At 68.3% G+C, this 21,716-nt stretch carries 19 protein-coding genes and 1 riboswitch; of the genes, 9 read left to right on the forward strand and 10 right to left on the reverse strand.

Going from position 1 to position 21,716, the window contains the following annotated elements; genetic code table 11:
- Nucleotides 1-6: 6 nt before the first annotated feature.
- Nucleotides 7-915 (forward strand): LD-carboxypeptidase, encoded by a 909-nt coding sequence (locus AB0J62_RS32590; protein WP_363879315.1) that lies wholly within the window; start codon nucleotides 7-9, stop codon nucleotides 913-915.
- On the opposite strand, the gene AB0J62_RS32595 is transcribed toward AB0J62_RS32590, so the two are convergent.
- From AB0J62_RS32595 to AB0J62_RS32605, 3 genes are all read right to left on the reverse strand, one after another.
- A complete protein-coding gene (locus AB0J62_RS32595) occupies nucleotides 887-2,665 on the reverse strand; it encodes a S9 family peptidase (RefSeq protein WP_363879318.1) in 1,779 nt (592 codons plus the stop codon). The genes AB0J62_RS32590 and AB0J62_RS32595 overlap by 29 nt on opposite strands.
- 84 nt (nucleotides 2,666-2,749) lie before the next feature.
- Nucleotides 2,750-4,528 (reverse strand): ABC transporter ATP-binding protein, encoded by a 1,779-nt coding sequence (locus tag AB0J62_RS32600; protein ID WP_363879321.1) that lies wholly within the window; start codon nucleotides 4,526-4,528, stop codon nucleotides 2,750-2,752.
- On the reverse strand, nucleotides 4,525-6,285 hold the full coding sequence (locus tag AB0J62_RS32605; protein ID WP_363879324.1) for an ABC transporter ATP-binding protein: 1,761 nt from the start codon (nucleotides 6,283-6,285) through the stop codon (nucleotides 4,525-4,527). The genes AB0J62_RS32600 and AB0J62_RS32605 overlap by 4 nt, the downstream gene beginning before the upstream one ends.
- Nucleotides 6,286-6,424: 139 nt before the next feature.
- On the opposite strand from AB0J62_RS32605, the gene AB0J62_RS32610 reads away from it, so the two are divergent.
- On the forward strand, nucleotides 6,425-7,834 hold the full coding sequence (locus tag AB0J62_RS32610) for an MFS transporter (RefSeq protein WP_363879327.1): 1,410 nt from the start codon (nucleotides 6,425-6,427) through the stop codon (nucleotides 7,832-7,834).
- Here AB0J62_RS32610 and AB0J62_RS32615 read toward each other — a convergent pair.
- Nucleotides 7,821-8,834, reverse strand: coding sequence for a (p)ppGpp synthetase (locus tag AB0J62_RS32615; RefSeq protein WP_363879331.1), 1,014 nt, complete (start codon nucleotides 8,832-8,834; stop codon nucleotides 7,821-7,823). The two genes, AB0J62_RS32610 and AB0J62_RS32615, sit on opposite strands and share 14 nt — an antisense overlap.
- A gap of 149 nt (nucleotides 8,835-8,983) precedes the next feature.
- Between AB0J62_RS32615 and AB0J62_RS32620 the strand changes: the two genes are divergently transcribed.
- Nucleotides 8,984-10,177, forward strand: coding sequence for an ATP-binding protein (locus AB0J62_RS32620; RefSeq protein ID WP_363879334.1), 1,194 nt, complete (start codon nucleotides 8,984-8,986; stop codon nucleotides 10,175-10,177).
- Nucleotides 10,178-10,425: 248 nt separating this feature from the next.
- On the opposite strand, the gene AB0J62_RS32625 is transcribed toward AB0J62_RS32620, so the two are convergent.
- On the reverse strand, nucleotides 10,426-11,376 hold the full coding sequence (locus AB0J62_RS32625; RefSeq protein ID WP_363879337.1) for a hypothetical protein: 951 nt from the start codon (nucleotides 11,374-11,376) through the stop codon (nucleotides 10,426-10,428).
- 120 nt (nucleotides 11,377-11,496) lie between these two features.
- Between AB0J62_RS32625 and AB0J62_RS32630 the strand changes: the two genes are divergently transcribed.
- The 4 genes from AB0J62_RS32630 (at nucleotide 11,497) to AB0J62_RS32645 (ending at nucleotide 15,332) form a co-directional block, all read left to right on the forward strand.
- On the forward strand, nucleotides 11,497-12,351 hold the full coding sequence (locus AB0J62_RS32630) for a DUF3152 domain-containing protein (RefSeq protein ID WP_363879340.1): 855 nt from the start codon (nucleotides 11,497-11,499) through the stop codon (nucleotides 12,349-12,351).
- 31 nt (nucleotides 12,352-12,382) lie between these two features.
- A complete protein-coding gene (locus AB0J62_RS32635; protein ID WP_363879343.1) occupies nucleotides 12,383-13,216 on the forward strand; it encodes a hypothetical protein in 834 nt (277 codons plus the stop codon).
- A complete protein-coding gene (locus AB0J62_RS32640) occupies nucleotides 13,213-13,875 on the forward strand; it encodes an alpha/beta hydrolase (protein WP_363879346.1) in 663 nt (220 codons plus the stop codon). The genes AB0J62_RS32635 and AB0J62_RS32640 overlap by 4 nt, the downstream gene beginning before the upstream one ends.
- A 17-nt stretch (nucleotides 13,876-13,892) precedes the next feature.
- Nucleotides 13,893-14,011, forward strand: a riboswitch (TPP riboswitch).
- Complete coding sequence (locus tag AB0J62_RS32645) at nucleotides 14,007-15,332, forward strand: cytosine permease (protein WP_363879349.1); 1,326 nt, start codon at nucleotides 14,007-14,009, stop codon at nucleotides 15,330-15,332. It overlaps the preceding riboswitch by 5 nt.
- Here AB0J62_RS32645 and AB0J62_RS32650 read toward each other — a convergent pair.
- From AB0J62_RS32650 to AB0J62_RS32670, 5 genes are read right to left on the reverse strand one after another with little or no spacing between them, the layout of a single operon-like run.
- Nucleotides 15,274-16,491 carry a cation:proton antiporter gene (locus AB0J62_RS32650; RefSeq protein WP_363879352.1) on the reverse strand — a complete coding sequence of 406 codons (1,218 nt, stop codon included), beginning with the start codon at nucleotides 16,489-16,491 and terminating at the stop codon, nucleotides 15,274-15,276. The genes AB0J62_RS32645 and AB0J62_RS32650 overlap by 59 nt on opposite strands.
- A 38-nt stretch (nucleotides 16,492-16,529) precedes the next feature.
- Nucleotides 16,530-16,760, reverse strand: coding sequence for a zf-HC2 domain-containing protein (locus AB0J62_RS32655; protein WP_363879355.1), 231 nt, complete (start codon nucleotides 16,758-16,760; stop codon nucleotides 16,530-16,532).
- Nucleotides 16,757-17,386 (reverse strand): sigma-70 family RNA polymerase sigma factor, encoded by a 630-nt coding sequence (locus AB0J62_RS32660; protein ID WP_363879358.1) that lies wholly within the window; start codon nucleotides 17,384-17,386, stop codon nucleotides 16,757-16,759. Before AB0J62_RS32660 ends, AB0J62_RS32655 begins: the two co-directional genes overlap by 4 nt.
- 23 nt (nucleotides 17,387-17,409) lie before the next feature.
- Nucleotides 17,410-18,114 (reverse strand): flavodoxin family protein, encoded by a 705-nt coding sequence (locus tag AB0J62_RS32665; protein WP_363879361.1) that lies wholly within the window; start codon nucleotides 18,112-18,114, stop codon nucleotides 17,410-17,412.
- A 36-nt stretch (nucleotides 18,115-18,150) separates the two neighbouring features.
- Nucleotides 18,151-20,079 (reverse strand): thiamine pyrophosphate-binding protein, encoded by a 1,929-nt coding sequence (locus AB0J62_RS32670; protein WP_363879364.1) that lies wholly within the window; start codon nucleotides 20,077-20,079, stop codon nucleotides 18,151-18,153.
- An 86-nt stretch (nucleotides 20,080-20,165) separates the two neighbouring features.
- On the opposite strand from AB0J62_RS32670, the gene AB0J62_RS32675 reads away from it, so the two are divergent.
- Entirely contained in the window at nucleotides 20,166-20,774 is a 609-nt protein-coding gene (locus tag AB0J62_RS32675; protein ID WP_363879369.1) for a hypothetical protein, read from the forward strand.
- 189 nt (nucleotides 20,775-20,963) lie between these two features.
- Nucleotides 20,964-21,647, forward strand: a complete 684-nt coding sequence (locus AB0J62_RS32680) for a methyltransferase domain-containing protein (protein ID WP_363879372.1) — start codon at nucleotides 20,964-20,966, stop codon at nucleotides 21,645-21,647.
- Nucleotides 21,648-21,716: the final 69 nt, after the last annotated feature.

The raw sequence follows: 21,716 nt of genomic DNA on the forward strand, positions 1-21,716 counted from the left end.
CTGGGCGTGACTGACGTGGTGGTACCGCAGCGACTGCGGAGTGGCGATCGGGTTGCTGTGGTGGCGCCGTCGGGCCGGGTGGACGGCGCACGCCTCCAGATCGGCCTGCAGCACCTCAGGTCGTGGGGCCTTGAGGTCGATGTGATGCCGTCCGTACTGGCCGGGCACGAGCGGTTCCAGTACCTGGCTGCGGACGACAAGGCGCGTGCGGAGGACCTGCGGAACGCCTGGCTCGATCCGCAGTACGCCGCGGTGTTCTGTGCGCGCGGTGGGTACGGCGTGCAGCGGATGCTCGAGTACGTCGACTTCGACGAGCTGGTCGCCGTACCGAAGTGGTTCCTCGGGTTCAGCGACATCACCGCACTGCACGAGCCGCTGAATGCATGGGGTCTGGTGACGCTGCACGGGCCGATGGCTGCTGCTGTTGAGCAGTTGGAGAACGAGGTCGGCCGGGAACGGCTGCGGGCGCTGCTGTTCGAGCCGGAAAGCGTGGCTGATCTGCTGGCTCCGCGCGGCGCGCGCACTGTGGTCGGTGGAGTCGCCGAGGGCCGGTTGTGCGGTGGCAACTTGGCGCTGCTCGTGTCCAGCATCGGTACGCCGACCTATGCGCCGCCTGCCGGCGTGGTCGTGCTGGAGGAGGTCGACGAGGCCGGCTATCGCGTCGACCGGATGCTGACGCAGCTGTTGCGCGCCGGGTGGTTCGACGAGGTGACGGGCCTTGTCATCGGCGACTTCAGCGGCGTGCAGGATCCAGTCGATGTAGTCCGCGAACGGCTCGAGCCTCTCGGCGTACCGATGGTCGAGGGTGCGGCGATCGGCCACGAGGCGCTGAACCTCGCCGTACCGCTCGGGCTGCCGGTACGGCTGGACGCGACCGCCGCCACTCTCAACCCAGGTGCTCTCGCAGGAAACTGAAGGCCTGCGGGTACGCGTCGAGGCGGTTCTTGAGCTTGGCGAGGCCGTGGCCCTCGTCGGGGTAGACGAGCAGCTGGCACGGCACGCCGCGCTTCGTCAGGGCATCCGTGATCTGCTCTGCCTCCGAGAGCGGGACACGCGGATCGTTGGCGCCATGGATGACGAACAGCGGGGCTCGGATGTCATCGACCCGGCTGAGCGGGCTCGCTGACTCCAGGAACTCGCGTTCGGTGGCCAGGTAGCCGTACTCACGCTCGCGCATGGCCCGCCGGTAGTCCGAGGTGTTCTCCAGGAACGTCACCAGCGAAGCGATTCCGACGATGTCGACACCAGCCGCCCACAGGTCCGGCTGGAACGCGACGCCGGCCAGCACCATGTACCCGCCGTACGAACCGCCCCACAGCGCGGCCTTCTTCGGGTCGCCGCCGATCGTCGGCAACCAGGCGTTGATCGCGGCCAGGTCCTTCACCGAGTCCAGCCGCAGCTCCCGGTCGTCGAGCGTGTACCAGCGCTTGCCGTACCCAGCCGAGCCGCGGACGTTCGGCACGATGACCGTGTGCCCCTCGCCGGCCAGCGCAGAGATGATCGGGCTCCAGATCCGCAGCGCCGCACCCTCCGGACCACCGTGCACATGGACCACGGTCGAGCCCAGGTCCGTTGCGGTCGGCCGGAACACGAACACCGGCACCTGCTCGCCGTCGAACGACGGCACCCGCAGACTCTCCGGATGGTTCAGCGCGACAGGCACCTCCACCGGTCGAACCGCGGTCAGCTCAGCGTTCGGGACGAATCGGTACACAGTCGGTGGCATGACCGGTGAGTTGTAGGTGATGGCCGCAAACGAACCGTCCGACGACCAGATCGGGTCCGGCGTCGCCACCGACAATGCCGCGACGCCGCCGGCAGGCAGGTCAAGCGGTGCGATGAGCGAGCCGTCCTCCATCCGGTGCAGCGCCAGCGCCACCTCGCCATCCTCCAGCACGGCGACCAACAGGTGCTCGCCGTCCGGCGACGGCCACCCGGCCACGTCGCGGGCGTCATCCACGAGTACGTCGCTCCACGCCGCGTCAACCACGTCGTACCGGCGGAGGGCCATCCGGTCCCGGTCCGCATTGGTCGACACCAGGAACGCTGACGAGTCCGGGAGCCAGGCGACGGCGCCCTGGTCGTTGTGCGCGTCCTCCGGGGTGAGCACCGTGATGGTCCGGCTCGACGTCTCGACCAGCAGCAGCTGCATCGAGTTCGCCGGGGTGCTCGCCTTCGTGAGGACCACCCATTTGTCATCCGGGGACGGGTTGACGCCCATCACCCAGCCGCCCTGGTCGTACAGGACGGTCTCGCGACCGGTGGCTAGGTCGCGCGCGACCAGATCGAAGTCGACACCGTTGCGCCGGTTAGTTGTGTAGAGCACCCGTCCGGCCCGCGCGTCGACCAGGTGATGGATGTACTCCGAGTCGTGGACCAGCGGGGTCAGCGTGGGCAGACCGGTCTCGTCGAGGTCGAGCATGGAGAGCTGACCGCGCTCGTCGCCGCCGGTGTCGTGTTCGATGACCACGCGACTGCTGCCCGGCACGAACCGGGCGTCGCGGCACGTGTCACCGAGATCGGTGAGCGCTCGCCAGCTCCCGTCCGGAGCGACTTCGTTGACCTGGCGGGTGCCGGTGCCGTCATACAGCACGAGCATCCGGCCCTCGTCGTCCACATCGAGGGCCATCGTGGTGGGCAGGGAGAACAGCGTCGTCAGCAGCACCCGTTCATCCTCACACGGGGACGGGTGGATCCGCCGGGGCCGCAGGCCATCCTGTGGATAACTGCGGATCCACCCATCCGTGTGTCAGCGTTCGCCGTGCCAGGAGTTCCACAAAGCGGCGTAGGCGCCCTGGGCGTCGACCAACTCGTCGTGGCCACCCAGCTCGACGATCTTGCCGTCCTCGACGACGGCAATCACGTCCGCGTCATGCGCAGTGTGCAGCCGGTGCGCGATTGCCACCACGGTCCGGCCCTCCAGAACGGTCGCCAACGACCGCTCCAGATGCCTGGCCGCGCGCGGGTCCATCAACGAGGTCGCCTCGTCCAGGACCAGCGTGTGCGGGTCTGCGAGCACCAACCGGGCCAGCGCGACCTGCTGCGCCTGAGCCGGCGTCAGCGAGACCCCACCCGAGCCCACCTCGGTGTCCAGCCCGTCGTCGAAACCGGCCACCCAGCCGTCGGCGTCCACCGAACGTAGCGCTGCCCACAGGTCGGCGTCCGTCGCGCCCTGCTTGGCCAGCCGCAGGTTGTCGCGGACACTGCCCACGAACACGTGGTGCTCCTGGTTGACCAGGGCAACGTGGCTGCGGACCTGCTCGGCAGACATCTGGTCCAGCGCCGCACCACCCAAGGTGATGTCCCCGACGCGTGGCGAGTAGATGCCGGCCAGCAGCCGGCCGAGCGTCGACTTCCCTGCACCAGAAGGCCCTACGAGCGCGACCCGCGCTCCCGGCTCGACCGTCAGCGTCACACCGTGCAGTACGTCGCGACCCTCGAGGTAGCCGAACCGCACGTCGTCCGCCAGCACAGTCCGGCCCTCCGGCTCGGCATCGCCGTCCGTCGCGGCGGTCTCCACCTCACGGACGCCGACCAGCCGCGCCAGCGACACCTGGGCCACCTGCAGCTCGTCGTACCAGCGGATCATCATGTTGACCGGCTCGACCAGCATCTGGATGTACAGCGCACCTGTGGTGAGTGCGCCGACAGTGATCCAGCCCTGGATGGCGAAACCGCCACCGATCACCAGCACGGCCGCCAACGCGACCGTGTGGGTCATGTTGATCACCGGGAACAGGATCATCCGCAGGTACAGCGTGTACCGCTCCCACGCGACCCACTGACCGATCCTGGTGTCACCGAGCTTGATCCGGCGGTCGCCGAGCCGGTGCGACTCGACGGTCCGGCCGGCGTCGACGGTCTCGGCGAGCGCGGACGCGACAGCGGCGTACCCGGCTGCCTCGGACCTGTACCCGGATGGTGCGCGCCGGAAGTACCAGCGGCCACCGATGATCAGGATCGGCGCAGCGATCACCACTGCCACAGCCAGCGGCGGTGCGGTGACCACGAGCGCACCGATCAGCAGGCCGGCCCAGATCACCGCGATCGTCAACTGCGGTACGGCGTCCCGCATGGCGTGCGACAGCCGGTCGATGTCCGTGGTGATGCGGGACAGCAGGTCACCGGTGCCGGCGCGCTCGAGCACGCCGGGCGGCAGTCCGACCGAGCGGACCAGGAAGTCCTCGCGGAGGTCCGCGAGCATCTCCTCACCCATGACCGCACCGCGCAGTCGCGTCAGCCGGACGAAGATCGTCTGCACCACCAGGGCGATGAGGAAACCCGTCACGACGTACGGCAGGTTCACGTCGGTGTGGCCCTGCGAGAGCTTCTCGACGACGTTGCCGAGCAGCCACGGGCCGACCATGCCGCTCAGCGCCGCCACGGCGTTGACCAGCGTGAGCCAGCCGAACGCACGACGGTGCCTGCGGAACAGTGTCTTGATGTAGGCGCGCACAGTCGCGCTGCCTGCCACCGGGAGCCGCACTACTTCCTGTGGGGCCGCCGGGTCATACAGAGGGCGCTTCACGCCAACTCCTCGAGAGTCTGTTCGTCTTCACGGGTCACGACCGCGCGGTACCGCGGACTCGTGTGCAGCAGCTCCTGGTGCGTTCCGACTGCTTCGACGCGGCCCTCCGGCACGAACACCACGCGCTCGGCCCGGTCCAGCATCAGCGGACTGGAAGTGAACACCACGGTGGTCCGGCCTGCGCGCAGCAGCCGCAGACCGTCGGCGATGCGTGCCTCGGTGTGCGCGTCCACCGCACTGGTCGGCTCGTCCAGCACGAGCACCTGCGGGTCGACGTAGAGCGAGCGAGCCAAAGCCACGCGCTGCCGCTGACCACCGGACAGGGAGCGCCCGCGCTCGGTCAGCACTGCATTCATCGGGTCGGACTCACCGTCAGGCAGCGTCTGCCGCAGTACGTCGAGAATGTCGGCGCACTGCGCTGCGTCAAGCGCCGTCTCGGGAGAGACCGCACCACTGGCCGGCACGTCGAACAGCTGACGCACTGTCCCCGACAACAGCACCGGATCCTTGTCCTGCACGAGCACGACGGTCCGGGCGGACGCCAGCGGGATGTCGTCGAGGCCGACGCCACCGAGCAGCACTGATGCCTCACCGTCAGCCGTCGGGCTGTGACCGCCCAACCGGTCGGCCAGCAGGCCACCGGCATCCGGGTCGCCGGCGACGACCGCGGTGAAGCTGCCGGCCGGGATGTGCAGGCCGGTGACCGGGTCGAGCAGATCGCCCTGCGGCAGCTGCGCCTCGGCGGTGCCCTTGGTCTCGTCGGTCCGCTGCAGCGACAGCACCCGCGCGGCCCGGCGGGCGGACACCTTCGAGAAGATGAACGCGCTCGCCGTCTCCTCGAACGTCTGCAGCGGCACCAGCATGAACGTGATGAACCCGTACGTCGTGACGAGCTCGCCGACCGAGATCCGGCCGGACGTCACGAGTCGCACGCCCATCCAGACCACGACCACCAGGAACAGTCCGAACAGCAGCACCTGCAGCGCTGCGATCAGCGACCACATCCGCGCACTGCGGACCGCGCTGCTCCTGTACTGCTGGGATGCCTCGCGGTAGCGGTCCAGGAACAGCTGCTCGCCGCCGATGCCCCGCAGTACGCGCAGACCGGCGACGGTGTCGGCGGCCAGCTCGGTGGCACGGCCGCCCTTGGCACGCTGCTCGTCCGCGCGACGCTCGGCCGGACCCATCAGCGGGACGATCGAGAAGGCCAGCACCGGCACCGCGACGGCGACCACGAGCCCGAGCTTGGGCTCGTAGAACAGCAGGCCGATGACGACCGCGAAGCAGGTCAGCAGCGCGGCGGCGAACCGGCCCAGCACCTCGACGAACCAGCCGATCTTCTCGACGTCGCCGCTGCTGACAGCGACGACCTCACCGGCGGCGATCCGGCGGGTCAGCAGTGAGCCCAGCTCCGCGGCCTTGCGCATGAGCAGCTGCTGCAGGCGGGACGCAGTACTGATCCAGTTCGTCACCACGGCGCGGTGGAAGAACGAGTCGGCGCCGGCCTTGGCCGCTCCGAATGCCAGCAACAGCCCACCGGCCAGCATCAGCTTGGGCCAGGACAGGTCGATCGCGGCCTGGACGGCCAGACCGACGGCAACCGGAGCGGCGGCGATACCGCCGAAGTAGACCAGCCCCCAGAACACTGCGAGGGCTTGCCCGCGCAGCTGCTGGTGCTCCAGCCAGATGATGAGTCGGAGGCCGGAGCGGGTGTCCGGCACACCCGGGTCGGCGAACGGGATGAGGCGCAAAGACATGACGTCTCACAAACAGGCATAGAGGGATGAGAGAAGGCACCTGACCAGGCGAATAGATCAAGCCTAGGTGGCCCCGCCGACAGTCCGTCAAACCGTTTTCCCGACGGGTAGTACAGTCTTCAAGCATGAAGGGAGCCGGGTGGAGGAGCTGAGTCGCGGGCGGCGGTTGCTGGTGCTGGCGATCTGCTGTTCGAGCCTGTTCATCGTCGGGCTCGACTCGACGATCGTGAACCTGGCGCTCCCGGCGATCCGGTCCGAGTTCGGGGCCTCGGTCTCGAAACTGCAGTGGACGATCGACGCCTACACACTGGTTCTGGCGAGCCTGCTCATGGTCTCCGGGTCGACGGCGGACCGGGTCGGGCGGCGGCGGACCTTCCAGGCCGGATTGGTGTTGTTCGGAGTCGGGTCGTTGCTGTGCGGGTTCGCGTCGAGCATCGACCTGCTGATCGCGTTCCGGGTGCTGCAGGCCGTCGGCGGGTCGATGCTGAACCCGGTGGCGATGTCGATCATCACCAACACGTTCACCAACCCCCGCGAGCGCGCGCAAGCGATCGGGGTCTGGGGCGGCGTGGTCGGGCTGAGCATGGCGGTCGGACCGGTCGTGGGCGGTGCGCTGGTCGACGCGGCCGGGTGGCGGTTCATCTTCTGGATCAACGTGCCGGTGACCGTGGCCGCCGTACTCATGACCGCGTTCTTCGTACCGGAGTCTCGTGCGGCGGTCCCGCGACGGATGGATCCGGTCGGACAGGTTCTCGTCGTACTGCTGCTCGGCGGGCTGACGTACGGGATCATCGAGGGCCGTACGGCGGGGTGGGGCTCGCCGCTGATCATCGGGTGCTTCGCGGTGTGCGTCGCGGCCGCGGTGACGCTCGTGTACTACGAACGCCGCCGGGAGGAGCCGTTGCTCGAACCGCGGTTCTTCCGGAGCGCGCCGTTCTCGGGAGCCACTCTGATCGCGGTGTGCGGGTTCTCGGCGCTGTCGGGGTTCCTGTTCCTCAACTCGCTCTATCTCCAGTCGGCACGTGGTTTCACCGCACTGCATGCCGGACTGCTGACGCTGCCGATGGCGGCGATGACGGTGGTGTTCGCACCGATCTCTGGCTGGCTGGTCGGCCACCGTGGCCCGCGTGTACCGCTAGTAGTCGCTGGGACGATGTTGACGGCGGCCGGCCTGATCCTGTCCCGGCTGGGGACCTCAACGTCGACCGCGCAGTTGCTGATCGGCTATCTGGTCTTCGGACTCGGCTTCGGCATGCTGAACGCCCCCATCACCAACGCGGCCGTCTCCGGCATGCCCCGCTCCCAGGCCGGCGTCGCAGCCGCCATCGCCTCGACCAGCCGCCAGGTCGGCGCCTCGCTGGGCGTCGCAATCGCCGGCACCGTGCTGACGGCCCGTCTGGTCGGCCCGCTCGAAACAGGCTTCGTCGACGCGGCTCGCCTCTGCTGGTACATCATCGCGGGCTGCGGCGCCCTGGTCCTTGCCCTCGGCCTGATCACGACCGGCGCATGGGCTCGACGTACTGCGGACGCACTCGTCAAGACTGGATGAGGCCTGCGCGGGTCAGGGCCTTGAGGCGGCCGCGGAGGATCTTCTGGCGGCGCTCTTCGTCGGGGAACAGGGCTAGGTAGGCGGGTCCGTTGGCGGCGAGCAGGTCGTCGTCGAGGCGTCGTACCGTGCCGGCTGGGGCCCTGTGGGTCATGGCGGCCTGGACTGCTTCGCTGTCGATGCCGGTGAGGTGTTCGGTGAGCTGCTCCTCGGTGGTGACACCGAGGCGGTGCAGGATGCCGAGGATCCACGCGTAGTGGGTGGTCTTCGCGTGCGGTGCGTCCGGGTACCGCCGGGTGAGGTACGTCGTCAGCGTTCCGGTCGCCAGGTCCAGCGGGGCCTTGTCCTCCGCGGTCGCGGCCAGCTCGCGGTACAGCCGGTCGATCTCGGTGAACTCGTTGTCGGCCAGCTCCATCAGTGCCGCGGCGAGCAGGAAGCGCCGGTCGAACTCCGGCTTGCGGGCCGGCGGGATGTCCAGCTTGTACCTGATGTCGTGCTCGAACTCGGCCCACGCGTGCTGGACCGCCGTACGGACCTGGATCTCCATCACCAGGTTCTTCAGTACGGCGTACTCCGGCAGCTCGCGGCGGTGTGCGTTCAGCCGGACCAGATAGTGCTTGCTGGCGTACCCGAACACGCCCTGCGCGCGGGTGTGCGCGCCCATGTCGGTGTGCTCGACGATCTCGAACTCTGCCTCGATCACCTCGCACACCCGGTCCACCGCCTCGACCAGGAAGGTGATCACCCGGGCCGCCACCAGGTCGGTGATCTGGTTCAGCGGGTCGTCGTACTTCGGTCTGCTCGAATCGTCCGGGTGCGACTTCGAGGCCTTCGCGAGGAACGACTCCGGGTCCTTGGCGCGGGCGGTCGCGGTCAGGTAGTTGATGCCTTCTTCTTCACCGATCAGCTCGTTGATGAGCGCCTCGAGCTTGCGCGCGCCGCCGACGTACTGCTGGTGCACCCGCTCGTACATCGCCCCGGCCTGCGAAGCCCACTCCACCATGGCGGAACCCTAGTGGTCTTGCGGTCGCTCGTGGTGTCTATCAGTTTCTAGTGATTTCGCTAGAAAGCTGTAGAGACCGGTCGCGACACGCTCTGGTCCTTGATTGGTCAATCTACGGAAAACGCTAGAGGCGCTCATACAGTGAAAGCATGGATCCGATCCGGAATCCCTATGCGCCCGGCGCCGGTCAGCGGCCGCCTGAGCTGGCCGGACGCGACACCGAGGTGCGGCAGTTCGAGGTGGTCCTCGAGCGGGTCGCGGCAGGCAGACCGGAGCGGAGCCTGGTGCTCAGCGGACTCCGGGGCGTGGGCAAGACGGTGCTGCTCAACACGTTGCGTTCGCAGGCGATCAAGCGGGCGTGGGGCACGGGGAAGATCGAGGCACGGCCGGAGCAGAGCATCCGGCTGCCGATCGCGCAGGCGCTGCACACCGCGATGCGGGAGCTGGGTCATCGGCACCGCGACGATGACCGGGTCGACCAGTTCAGCGCCGTACTGAAGGCTTTTGCGTTGCGGACCGGGGCTGAGGACCGGAAGGGGATCAGGTGGCATCCGCCGGTGGATGTGGCCGCGGCGAAGGGGCGGGCCGACTCCGGCGACCTGGAGATGGACCTGATCGAGCTGTTCACCGACGCTGCTGATCTGGCTGGCGACCTGTCCGTCGGGGTCGGGCTGTTCATCGACGAGATGCAGGACATCAGCGCGGACGACCTGTCCGCGTTGTGCGCCGCATGTCACGAGATCTCGCAGCAGAGTGCGCCGCTGGTTGTGGTGGGTGCAGGGCTGCCGCATCTACCCGCCGTACTGTCGGCCAGCAAGTCGTACTCCGAGCGGCTGTTCCGGTATGTCCGTGTCGATCGGTTGGCGCGCGACGCATGCGACCGCGCGCTGATGGTGCCGGCGGAGAGCGAAGGCGTCCAGTACGACGAGGAGGCGCTGGACGAGCTGTACGCGCAGACCGACGGCTACCCGTACTTCGTGCAGGCCTTCGCACACTCCACCTGGGACCACGCGCCGACGTCTCCCATCACGATCAAGGACGTTGCTGTAGCAGCCCCCGAGGCTTCCGCTGAACTCACCGTCGGGTTCTTCGGCTCTCGCTACGAACGGGCCACCCCGGCCGAACGCGAGTACATGCGCGCGATGGCCGAGCTGGGCATCGGCGTCGACGACGGCTCCGTCCCCACCGCCGAGGTAGCCAGCACCCTCAACCGCAAACCCCAGTCGCTCTCCCCAGCCCGAGATGGCCTCATCAAAAAAGGCCTGGTCTTCTCCGCCGAACGCGGCACCGTAGCCTTCACCGTCCCCCACTTCGGCAAATTCCTCCGCACCCGCACAGCCTGAAACCCCGCGTGCTACGCAGGCGCTCTCTCGTCGCTCCGCTCCTCGGCAGCACCCGCTCCGCACGCAGCCCGCCCACCCCCGGCTCATCGCCGGTGCATCCTTTCCGGCTATCGCCGGGACTTTCCGGCTGTCGCCGGTGTCTGCGGGCTGCCGCCCGCGGTGCGCGCTGCCGCGCGATCGACTACCCCTGCCGCGCCCCCGCTGTTCCGTCGCGTAATGACGGGAACGACCGCGCGGGTACCGGCCGGTCAATCCGAGAGCCGTGGGTCGACGGTCGCCGGAGCATCGGCGTACGCCCTGGCGATCTCGAAGCAGAACGTCATCAACTGCGGAATCCGGCCGGGATTCAGCCATCCCGGCGTGGTTCGTGCCTGTTGCTCAGAGCCGTTGAAGCCGAACAGACTGTCGGCCTGACGCCTGAACTGTTCGGTCGTCAGAGACTCGACAGGGATGCCGCTGTTCCACCCGGCGTACGAGGAGAACGGGACGAACACCCGGCCGTCGGTGTAGAGCGTCACCACTGTCCGAAGACCGCGCTTCGAGGGACCGCGAGCTTCCAGCACCAGATGGTTGGGACCGAACCGCCGCTTGTGACCGGCTGCGTCCCATTGCCTCACCACCTCGGCGACGGTGTCTCTGATCTCCGGTGTGTCGCAGACCGAGAGGAACTCGGCCAGAGACGTCAGCTTGGTCTTCGACTCGGTCTCGATGATTGCCATCACGAATTCATTGGGCTCTACGACTGTGGTGAAAAGCGGCGCCCAGAGGCTGTCACCGATCCGCACCGCCTTGGCCTCGACCAGCCAGACGCTGATGCCCCGTTCGCTGTCCAGAGCCGCGAGGTCATTCAAGTACTCAGCCAAGGCCCGGAACTCGTCGCGGTGTTGCTCTGCGATCACCACCAGTCCGCGGGCTCTCCGTGCGACGGCGTACGCCAGACCGCGCGTCAGATGATCATGGTCCGCACGACCGTACTGGTTCTCGATCACGAACTCCGTGCCGTCCTCGACCTGAGCGACGATGTCGATGCGACGTCCGCCCGTTGTTTGGACTTCGGACTGACCTGCGGCCGTGAGATCTACCCCGATGGCAGCGCCAAGTTGGTCCAAACGCTCCACGAGCAGCGGCGTGAAGTCCGCGGCCTCTCCCCGCCAGGCTTCGGTCAGTCGACCGAAGACCAGCCTCCCCATACTCGTCATCTGCACTCTCTAGCACCACACGGCTTTTCAGTCACCACCGAATGGATCGCAGTCTGTCGGCCGGCGTCGACATGAAAGGGGGGTTTTACAGGTACCAAGGACTCGGTAGGGTCGAGTGTCATGACCACCCGGCGGCGCGGCCAGCAGGCGGGTGGGGGTGTGCGGGGGCGGCATAGTCGGCGCAAGTCGTACAACGGGCAGTGGTTTGCGGTGACTGCCTTGGCCGTGGTGGGGACCATGGTGGTTGCGCATCCGGATGTGGCGCATCGGGCTAGTCTCGCGGCTGAGGTGGTTGCGGGGGCCAACGAAGCGGTGAGTGCGGAGCCGGTGGTGGAGACGCCCAGCGTGGCGCCGAAGCCGGTGGTGACGCCGACGCAGAAGTTCACCACGCCGTTGCGGCCGGCGCCGACCTTGACGCGGCAGCCGAAGAACGCGAAGCCGAACGTGCTGGTGTCGACCGGGAAGCTTGCCGTGGTGCCCGGGTTCAACAAGGCGAGCGGCGTGCGCGACAAGCTGACCTACCGCGTCGAGATCGAGCAGGGGCTGTCGGTCAACGGAGCCGCTGTCGCGGCCGCTATCCACAAGACGCTGACCGACCCGCGCGGTTGGCAGGCACTGCACCCGGTGAGCTTCGAGCGGACCGACAAGGTCGACGCCGATCTCCGGATTATCCTGGCGACGCCGGCGCTGACCGACAAGCTGTGTCTGCCGCTCGACACCGGCGGTGAGGTGTCCTGCCGGGTCGAGGACCGGGTGGTACTCAACGCGAAGCGGTGGATGTACGGGATCCCGGCGTACAACGGCAACGTCGAGCTGTACCGCAGCTACCTGGTCAACCATGAGGTCGGTCACGCCCTCGGGCACGGGCACTCGACCTGCACCAAGCCGAAGACCCCCGCACCGGTGATGATGCAGCAGACCAAGGGCCTGGCCGGCTGCCTGCCCAACGCCTGGCCCACCATCAAGGCCACCTGAGAAACTAGGTACGGACGGGAGGAGCAGAGCGATGTCGTCACAGGACTTCCCGACGTACGGCCGGGGCGAGCAACCCGATCAGGCCGATCAGCAGCCCGGCGAGGAGCAGCACCACTACGCCCCGCCCACGCCGTACGGCGGTGGCACATACGGCACCGGCCGCGCGACTCCGCCGGTCGAAGGCCCGTACGCACCGCCTCAGCCCTACGGCACCCCACCAGGACAGTACGGCGTCCCGCCCCACCCGCAGGCTGGTCCGCACCACGCCCAGCCGCCCAGCTACCGCCCCGGTATGCCGTACGGCGCCCCGTCGAGCCCTGAGCCGCACGAGCTCCCCGTGTACGGACGGGAGCAGCCGCGCGACCCCCGTGCTTACCGGGTCGTCGGTCTGGCCACGGTGATCGCCGGCTTCTACGGCCTGCTCGTCATCTCGGTCCAGCGGGTCTCGCTGCGCGACATCTCGCAGGCACCGGGCTCACCCCTCAACCACCCGCTGCGCACGGACGTGATCGACGCGATCGGCCAGCTGCTGCTCGTGGTCGTCGGCGCCGCCGCGCTGTTCATGTGGATCCGCGACGTACTCGCCCGCCGCAGGGCCGGCCGCCAGCCCGAGCCGGCTGAGCTGGTCGGCCTCGGCCTGGTCGCGGTCTCCGCCGTACCGATCCTGGTCTGGCTGATCATGGTGCTGTCCACGGGTCTGGGGTCCATCGACGGCGCGGTCGACCGGCTGCCCACGGCGTACGGCTGGGGTGGTGCCGGTCTGCTGATCCTCGCGGTCGGTCTCTTCCTCGGGTACCGCGAACTGAAGCCCGACGTACCCAACCCGGTCGTCCAGGGCCCACCGGTCAAGGCACCCTGGGAGTGAGCGCACCAGTCGTCCTGGTGCCCGGTCTGGGCCTCGGCCCCGAGTCGTACGCCCGGACCGTGGAGCACCTCGTCACGCCGTACCACGTCGTCACCCTGCCCGGGTACGGCGAACCGGCCGGCGTCCGCGAGGATCTGCACCCGCGCGCACTGGCGGTAGCCCTCGCCGAGAAGATCCGCGAGCGGTCCGTCCTCGTCGGCCACTCCGCCAGCTGCCAGATCGTCGTCGAAACCGCAGTCCGGTACGCCGATCTCGTGCACGCGGTCGTACTAGCGGCGCCGTCGGGTGATGCGCGGATGTCCAGTTGGGTGGACCGAACCGTGCGCTGGCTGGGATCCGCCGTCCCGGACTCGCCCAAGCTGATCCGGACCGTCACCCCGCAGTACGTGCGGACCACGCTGCCGACCATTGCCCGCGCCGGTGAGGCGTCCCGGCACCACGACCTGGCCGGAGTGATCTCGCAGGTCAAGGCACCGGTCTTCATCGTCCGTGGGAAGCACGACCTGCTGGCGACGGCGGAGTGGGTCCAGCGACTCGCCGAGCTGAGCCATGGTGAGGCGCGGACCTTCGAGACCGGCGCGCATATGCCGGTCGTCACGAACGGCCCGGAGCTCGCCGCTCTCATAGAACGAGCAGCCGCTCTGCCGGAAACTAGCTGACGCGTTAGACTCCAGACACAAACCTATGCGGGAGCTCGCACCGAGGATGCGCGGGCTGAGAGGGCGACAGCTTGGGTCGCCGACCGCCTGAACCTGACCGGGTAATGCCGGCGTAGGGATTGGGGTCACAGATGACCGATACCGCTGTTCGTCCTGCCGACTCGACCGAGGCGCCGCTCGTCCTCACCACCGATGCGCCGCGGACGCTCGGCTTCTTCGACCAGTTCACGCTGTGGGGCAACTTCGGCATCTCGCTGTTCGGCCCGGTGACCGGTGCGCTCGTCGCGGCGTACACGGGCTCGCTGTGGCAAGGGCTGCTCGCGGTCGTCGTCGGCTGCGTGATGGGGGCGCTCGTGCTGGGCGGTGCGGCCGTGTTCGGGTCGCACACCGGTGCGCCGGCGATGGCGAGCCTGCGGGGGCTGTTCGGCCGTCGCGGCTCGATCGCGCCGACCATCCTCAACATCGCTCAGAACGTCGGCTGGGCGACGATGGAGATTATCGTCATCTCGCAGGCCGCGGTCGCGGTGACGAGTGAACGCTGGCGCTGGCTGTTCGTCGTACTGGCCGGGATCATCGCGACGACGATGGCGGTCCGGCCGCTGGGCAGCGTGAAGATCCTGCGGAAGTTCATGGTGTGGCTGGTGCTGATCGCGTCGGTCTACCTGTTCGTGCAGGTGCTCGGCAAGCCGGTGCATGCTCTGCCGCAGGACAGCGTGTTCGGCTTCTGGCCGGCCGTCGACCTCGCCGCCGCGGGTGTCGTCTCGTTCGCCCCGCTGGCCGCGGACTACACCCGGCACTCGCGTACCAACAAGGCTGCGTTCAGTGGGTCCGCACTCGGCTACGGCCTGGCAGCGATCGGGTACTACGCCCTCGGCGTTGTCGCGGTGGCCACCTTGCAGACCAACAGTGACGACGTGATCACCGCACTGGTCACCCTGCCCGCCGGAGCGATCGCACTGCTCGTGCTGCTGGTCGACGAGGTCGACGAGGCGTACGCGAACGTCTACTCGACCACGATGGCCGCGCACAATCTGATCGGCCACATCGACCGCCGGTGGATCTCGGTCGCCATCGGCGTGATCGCCACCGGGATCGCGCTGGTGGTTGACCTAGGCAACTACACGCAGTTCCTGTACCTGATCGGCTCGGTCTTCATCCCGTTGTTCGCGGTCGCGATCGCGGACTTCTTCGTGGTCAGCAAGATGAACTGGGACGTCTCCGGTACGGCGAAGTTCCGCTGGCAGCCGACGCTCGCGTGGCTGATCGGATTCGTCGCCTACCAGTTGGTGAACCCGGGCACCGTCGCCGGATGGTCCCCGTTCTGGACCGACGTACAGCAGGCGCTCTTCAACAACCAGCCGGTCCCGACGTGGCTCGGCGCGACGTACACGTCGATCGTCATCTCGATGCTGGCCGCGGTTCTTCTCGGCCGGATCGGTCGGCGGCAGGCTGCCTGAGCAGCGCGAGAGCGATTGCCGGGAAGATCAGCACGGACAGCAGTCCGGCGCAGACCAGCGCGGCGGCGGTGACCGGACTCATCAGCCCGGTCACCACGCCGATCTGCGTCGCGGTCACGATGAACGGCAACGAGGTCGCCTGCAACAGCCCGACAGCCGCGGTACTCCGAGCACCCAGCGTCCGCACCGAGAGGTACGCCGGTACGCCGCGCACGACCAGCAACGCCAGCAAGAACAGCGGAACGCGCAACAGCGCCGCCGGATCGTCGACCAGCCCGCGCAGATCCAGGCGCAGACCGCTCGTCACGAAGAACACCGGGATCAGGAAGCCGTAGCCGAGCGCCTCCAGCTTGGTCCGGAACCGGGGGTGCGAGGTCGCGTCGCGGTCGACCAGTCCGACGACTGCCCCGGCCAGGAACGCCCCGAGGATCGTCTCCAGCCCGAACTGCTCTGCCAAAGCGACGAACGCGATCAGCAGTACGACGGCCGCCCGGACCCGGATCTCGGCGGTGGTGTCCTGCAACCGCAACAGGACCAGGCCGATCCGCTGCGACCTGCCGGCGGTTGCCACGACCAATCCGGTCACCGCAACGAGCAGTGCGAACAGGCCGACCATGATCAGCCGCTCGCCCGCACTCCCGCCCTCGGTAGAGAACACCAGCGACAACAGGAGCACAGCCGCGAAGTCGGCAACCGACGCCGCCGCAATGGTGAACTGACCAACTCTCCCGTCCGCTTGAGCAGCGTCCTTGAGCACCGGCACCACGAGCCCCAGCGAGGTCGCCGACAGTGTCACAGCGAGGAGCAACGCACTGTGCACCCAGCCGACGGCCGAGAACACCGCACCGGCCGCCCCACCGAGTGCCAGCGTGACCAGGTAGCCGAGTACGGCGAGCCGCAGGACTTGACCGCGCAGCCGATGGACGTCGATCTCGAGCCCCGCGAGAAAGAGCAGGAACGCCAGACCCAGCACGGAGACGATCTGCACCGGCAGATCGACGTCGACCAGCCCCAGGCCGTGCGGGCCGACCACGATCCCGGCCACGATCTCCAGCACGACGGCCGGCACCCGCAGGCGTGGGGTGAGTCCGAGCAGCAGCGGGGCCAGCAGCGCGATGACCGCGACCGCGAACAGGTTCGTGAACTCGACGTCCGGCATACCAGGTCAGTGCCGCCGAGCCTGCCGGGCGTTACAGGTCAGTCGCGCGGGAATGCGCGGAACGCCTCGAGCAGGCTGTCCCGGGTTTCGGTGCTGAGCGACTCTGGCTCGACCTGGCCGACCTCGGCGATGGTGCGGCGCATCTGCTCGACGTAGATCTCGCATCCGTCGCAGATCGCCAGGTGCTCGACGAAGCGCTGCTCGGCCTCCGGATCCAGCGCTCCGTCGAGGAAAGCGGTGACAAGCTCGACCAACTCCTCGCACGTCATGGCGCAACTCCGAAGTACTGCTCGAGCTCGCTGCGGACGGCGGCGCGGGCGCGGTGCAGCAGAACCCGCTGATTCGCCGCCGAGATGCCGAGCAGGGTGCAGACCGCGCCGGCGTCCTGTCCGTCGATGTCACGCAAGGTCAGCACCACCTGTTGGCGGGTCGGGAGATTCTCGATCGCTTTGGCCACGGCCGCCCGGACCTCGTGGGCGAGGACCTCGGTCTCGGTGGACGGCCAGCGCTCGGGAAACGCTCGCCAGCCGCCCGGGTACTGGTCGTCGGGCCCATGGAAGCGGGCCGGGTCGACGGTCGGCTCATGGTCCGGGACCAGACTCGTCCACGGTACGGTCCGATGCTCGCGCGAACCGCGTTTGCGGGCGATGTTGACAAGGATCCGGTAGACCCAGGTCTGCAGCGAGGCTCGCCCCTCGAACCGCTCGATGCCCTGCAGGACTGCCAGCCAGGTGTCCTGCACCACTTCCTCCGCGCTGGCCGTGGTCGACACGAACGACCTGGCCAGCCGCAGCATCGAGCCGGACCAGCTGTTCAGCAGGCAGGCAAACATCTCCTCGTCCCCGGCCCGGAGCCCGGCGACGAGGACGTCATCCGTCGGCAGGACCGCCCCCACAGGGCGACGGTACAACAGCACGGTCAGCGGTACTCCGGGTTCTCGAAGTCGTAGCGGCACCCGGCGTCCCACTCCGACCGCTGGTTGCCGTACGCCGGGATCCCGCCGCTGTCGCGGATCATCCGGGCCAGGTGCAGCAGGTTCCAGGTCATGAACGTCGTGTTCCGGTTGGTGAAGTCGTTGTCCGGGCCGCCCGATCCCTGGTCCAGGTACGACGGACCGGGGCCGGCTTCACCGATCCAGCCGGCATCGGCCTGCGGCGGGACCGTGTACCCGAGGTGCTGCAACGAGTACAGGACGTTCATCGCGCAGTGCTTCACCCCGTCCTCGTTGCCGGTGATCAGGCAGCCGCCGACCCGCCCGTAGTACGCGTACTGCCCGTGCTCGTTGAGGATCGAGGAGTTGCCGTACAAGCGCTCGATCACGCGCTTGGTGACCGAGCTGTTGTCGCCCAGCCAGATCGGCCCGGCGACGACCAGGATGTCGGCCGCCATCACCTGTTCCTGGATCGCCGGCCAGGCGTCCGTCGCCCAGCCGTGCTCGGTCATGTCCGGCCAGACGCCGGTCGCGATGTCGTGGTCGATCGCGCGGACCACGTCGACCTGGACACCCTGCTTCTCCATGATCTTCCGGCTGACATCGATCAGACCCTCGGTGTGGCTGACCGCCGGCGACCGTTTCAGGGTGCAGTTCAGATACAGCGCGCGCAGATCGTCGTACTCGGGCACGGTTTCTCCTAGAGAAGTTCGGCTAGAAAAGTTCGGTTAGAGAAGTTCGGCGTCCTGCTCGATGCAGAGCAGGCCTGGTCCAGTGGTGGCGAACAGTTCGGTCATCGCGTCGTCGAGGTCCTCGCGGCGGGTGACCCGGATCCCGGTCGCGCCGCAGAGCTCGGCGTACGCGGCCCAGTCGGGGTTGTGCAGCGAGGTGTGCCAGACCGGATAGTCGGCGGCGAGCTGTTCCTTGCTGATCTTGCCGAGCGAGTGGTTGTCGAGCAGGACATGCTTGATTCCGATGCTGTACTTCACCGCGGTGGTGAGCTCGGCGGCGTACTGCCCGAACCCGCCGTCGCCGGTGACCGCGACGACGGGCCGGCCCGGTGCTCCGGCCCAGGCGCCGAGAGCTGCCGGGTAGCCGAAGCCGATCGAGCCGAGGTAGCCGGACATCAGCACCGGCTGTCCCTTCGATTCCAGATACCGGCCGAGCGAATACGCATGGTTGCCGACGTCAACGGTGACTACCGCGTCGGAAGGCAGGTGTTTGCCTAAGGCATCGAAGACGGCTGCCGCGGACACCCCGCGACCGCGGTCGTCCTGGACCCTCCGCGCCTTCTCCGCACGCCAGATGGCCCAGCGGTCGGCGACGTCCGGCCGCTGGTCGCTGGCCTTGGTGTCGGTGAGCCGGTCCGTCAACGCCCGAAGGGTCAGCGCGGCGTCGCCGAGAACGTCGACCGTGACCGCGTCGAACCGACCGATCGCGGCGTGGTGGTCGTCGATCTGCACGATCTGCTTGTAGTTCGCGATTCCGGTGTGGTTCGAGAACGATGCGCCGACCACGATCAGCAGGTCCGACTCGTTCATCAGCCAGCTCGCCACCGGCGTACCGCTGCGACCGAGCACCCCGGCGCCGAGCGGATGTGTGTCCGGGACCAGGCCCTTGGCCTTGAAGGTGGTCAAGACCGGTGCGTTGAGTCGCTCGGCCAACTCGCGGACCTCGGTCTCGGCGCCGCGCGCGCCATGACCGACGATCAGTACCGGTCGCCGGGCGTCCCGAATCACGGCAGCGGCCCGGTCGAGGGTTTGCGCGTCAGGCTGGATGCACCGCCGCGAGAGCCGGCCGGCCGGTGTCTTGGCGGTCGCCTCGGACGGAAGCACCTGCACCTCGTCGGGCAGCACGAGGTGAGCGACTCCACGCCCGTCGATCGCGTGCTTGACCGCGAGCGCGGCGAGCTCGGCGTGGTCGCTGCCCGCCTGGACCGCCGTACTCGACACCGCGACATCCTTGAAGACCGCGGTCAGGTCGAGATCCTGGAAGGCCCCGCGGCCGAGGACCTTGGACGGCACCTGCCCGGAGATCGCGATGACCGGCGAGCCGTCGAGCTTCGCGTCGTACAGCCCGGTGAGCAGGTTGGTCGAGCCCGGTCCGGCGATCGCGAAGCAGGCAGCCGGGCGGCCGGTGAGCTTCCCGTACGCCGATGCCGCGAACGCCGCGGCTCCCTCGTGCCGGATGCCGACGTACGTCAGCTCGCCACGCTGTTCCGCACGCCGCATCGCCTCGGCGAACCCGAGGTTGGAGTGACCCACCATGCCGAAGACATGACTGATGCCATGGGCAACCAATGTCTCGACCAGTACGTCGGCCACGGTCCGGACCGGCGCCGGCGGGTCCGGTAGCTGCACATAGACGCCGTCCGGCCGTTCGTCCACCAGGTACGACGGAACGCCGTCGGAGAACCCTTCCGGCGGCTGCCCGGTGATCGGGTCGTAGTCGTACCCGTGCCAGGGGCAACGCAGCAGACCCTTCTCGATCGAGCCCTCGCCCAACGGGCCGCCCTGGTGCGGGCACTTGTTCTCCAGCGCGCCGAGCCGCGCCCCGCAGCGGGCGAGCGCGACGCTCCGTCCGTCGACGACGACGCTGCGGACCCGCCCGTCCGCCGGTACGTCGTCCTGGTCCACCCGGTGCCAGTTGCCCGACATGTAACGCCTCCCACCCGTCGCGACACCTACCTTGTGAATGAACAGTGCCGTGCCGCGGCCAGGTGTTACAGGAGGAAACTGCGCTCATGGACGAACGTTCGCTGGCCGTAACCCGCCGATCCCTGCACGGCGTCGCCGAGCTCGTGCTGGCCGGACCGCAATACCGCAGCGGCGGTGGCATCAGGCTGCGCGTCGTACCGGGCGGCTTCGCCACGCTGGCCGATCCCGGCGTCAGAGTCGACGGCGACCGCCTGGTCACGCCGGCCGGATCGCTCCCGCTGACCGGTACGTACGCCGAACTCGCCGCCGCGGCGGGGCTCGAGGCGTCTCCACTCGACGACGTCTACAGCGGCGGTCCCGGCGTACGGCCCGACGAGGAGCTGGAGGTCGACCCCGCGGCCGCACGCCTGCTGGCGGACGCGTTCGCGCGTGGCGACGCCGCCCTTCGGCAGCTGGACCCTGACCAGACGCCGGTCCTCTGGCCGGAACACTTCGACGTGGGCATAACCCTTGACGAGGTCAACTACGGTCTGTCGCCGGGTGACGACGCCATCCCCGAGCCGTATGCGTACGTCGGTCCGTGGACGCCGCGGACAGGGGATTTCTGGAACACGTCGTTCGGCGCCGCCCACCCGCTGGCCGAGCTGCCCGACGTCCTCGCCTTCTTCCGGAAAGGCAGGGCCTTAGTGTCCTGAGTCGGCGGTTCGACGGCGCTTTCGGCGCCCAGGCACGCACCTCGCGGCACTTGCCCAGCGCCCACGATGCTCCGCATCGAGGCCACTGACCAAGCACCACGATGCACGCACCTGAACACCGAAATCGCTCGCCGAACCGCCGACTCAGGACACTGGCCACTGACCCGGAGTAACCGGAATACTTGCTGCATGCTGAATTCCGCACTGCGCAGCCGGGCCGAGTACGCGGAACTGGGGGCCGACGGACTGGCCGCGCGTACGACGCCTGAGCGGGACGCGCTGATCGTCAAGGCCGTCGAGGAGCTGCTGGACGGCAAGGAGTCGGTGCTCGACCTGTGCTGCGGATACGGACGGATCGCGTTGCCGCTGCGCAGGGCGGGGAAGGTCGTCCGCGGGCTGGACATCTCGCCGAACCTGATCGAGGCCGGCCGGGCGAAGGCGGCCGAGGAGGAGCTCGCGATCGACTGGGCGATCGGCTCGATGACCGATCTGCCGTACAAGTGGGACTCGTTCGACGCGGTGATCTGCCTGTGGACGGCGTTCCACGAACTGTTCGCCGAGGACGAGCAGATCTCGACGATCTGCGAGATCTCCCGGGTGCTGAAGCCGGGCGGGATCGCGATCATCGAGGGCCCTGCCTGGGGACCGGCCACCGCGGCCGAGATCGCGAACGGGATGCGGCAGGGGCCGGAGCACCGGATCGTCACGACCGAGTTCAGCGACAACCGCAGCGGCGTGCATTTCATCCACGACGAGATCAGCTACGGGCGCCTCTGCGCTGCCGCCGGAATCGACGACTACAAGGTCTACAAACGCGACTGGGGCGGACGCCGCCGGCTCATCCTGGAGATTCACCAGCCCGCAACTTCCTGACACGTCAGCAGGAGCAGATCCCCACTCCACATTGGGGATCTGCTCCTTGTTTTACCGAGTCTAAAACCA

It is taken from the genome of Kribbella sp. NPDC049584 (assembly GCF_040675555.1).
GTDB lineage: Bacteria > Actinomycetota > Actinomycetes > Propionibacteriales > Kribbellaceae > Kribbella.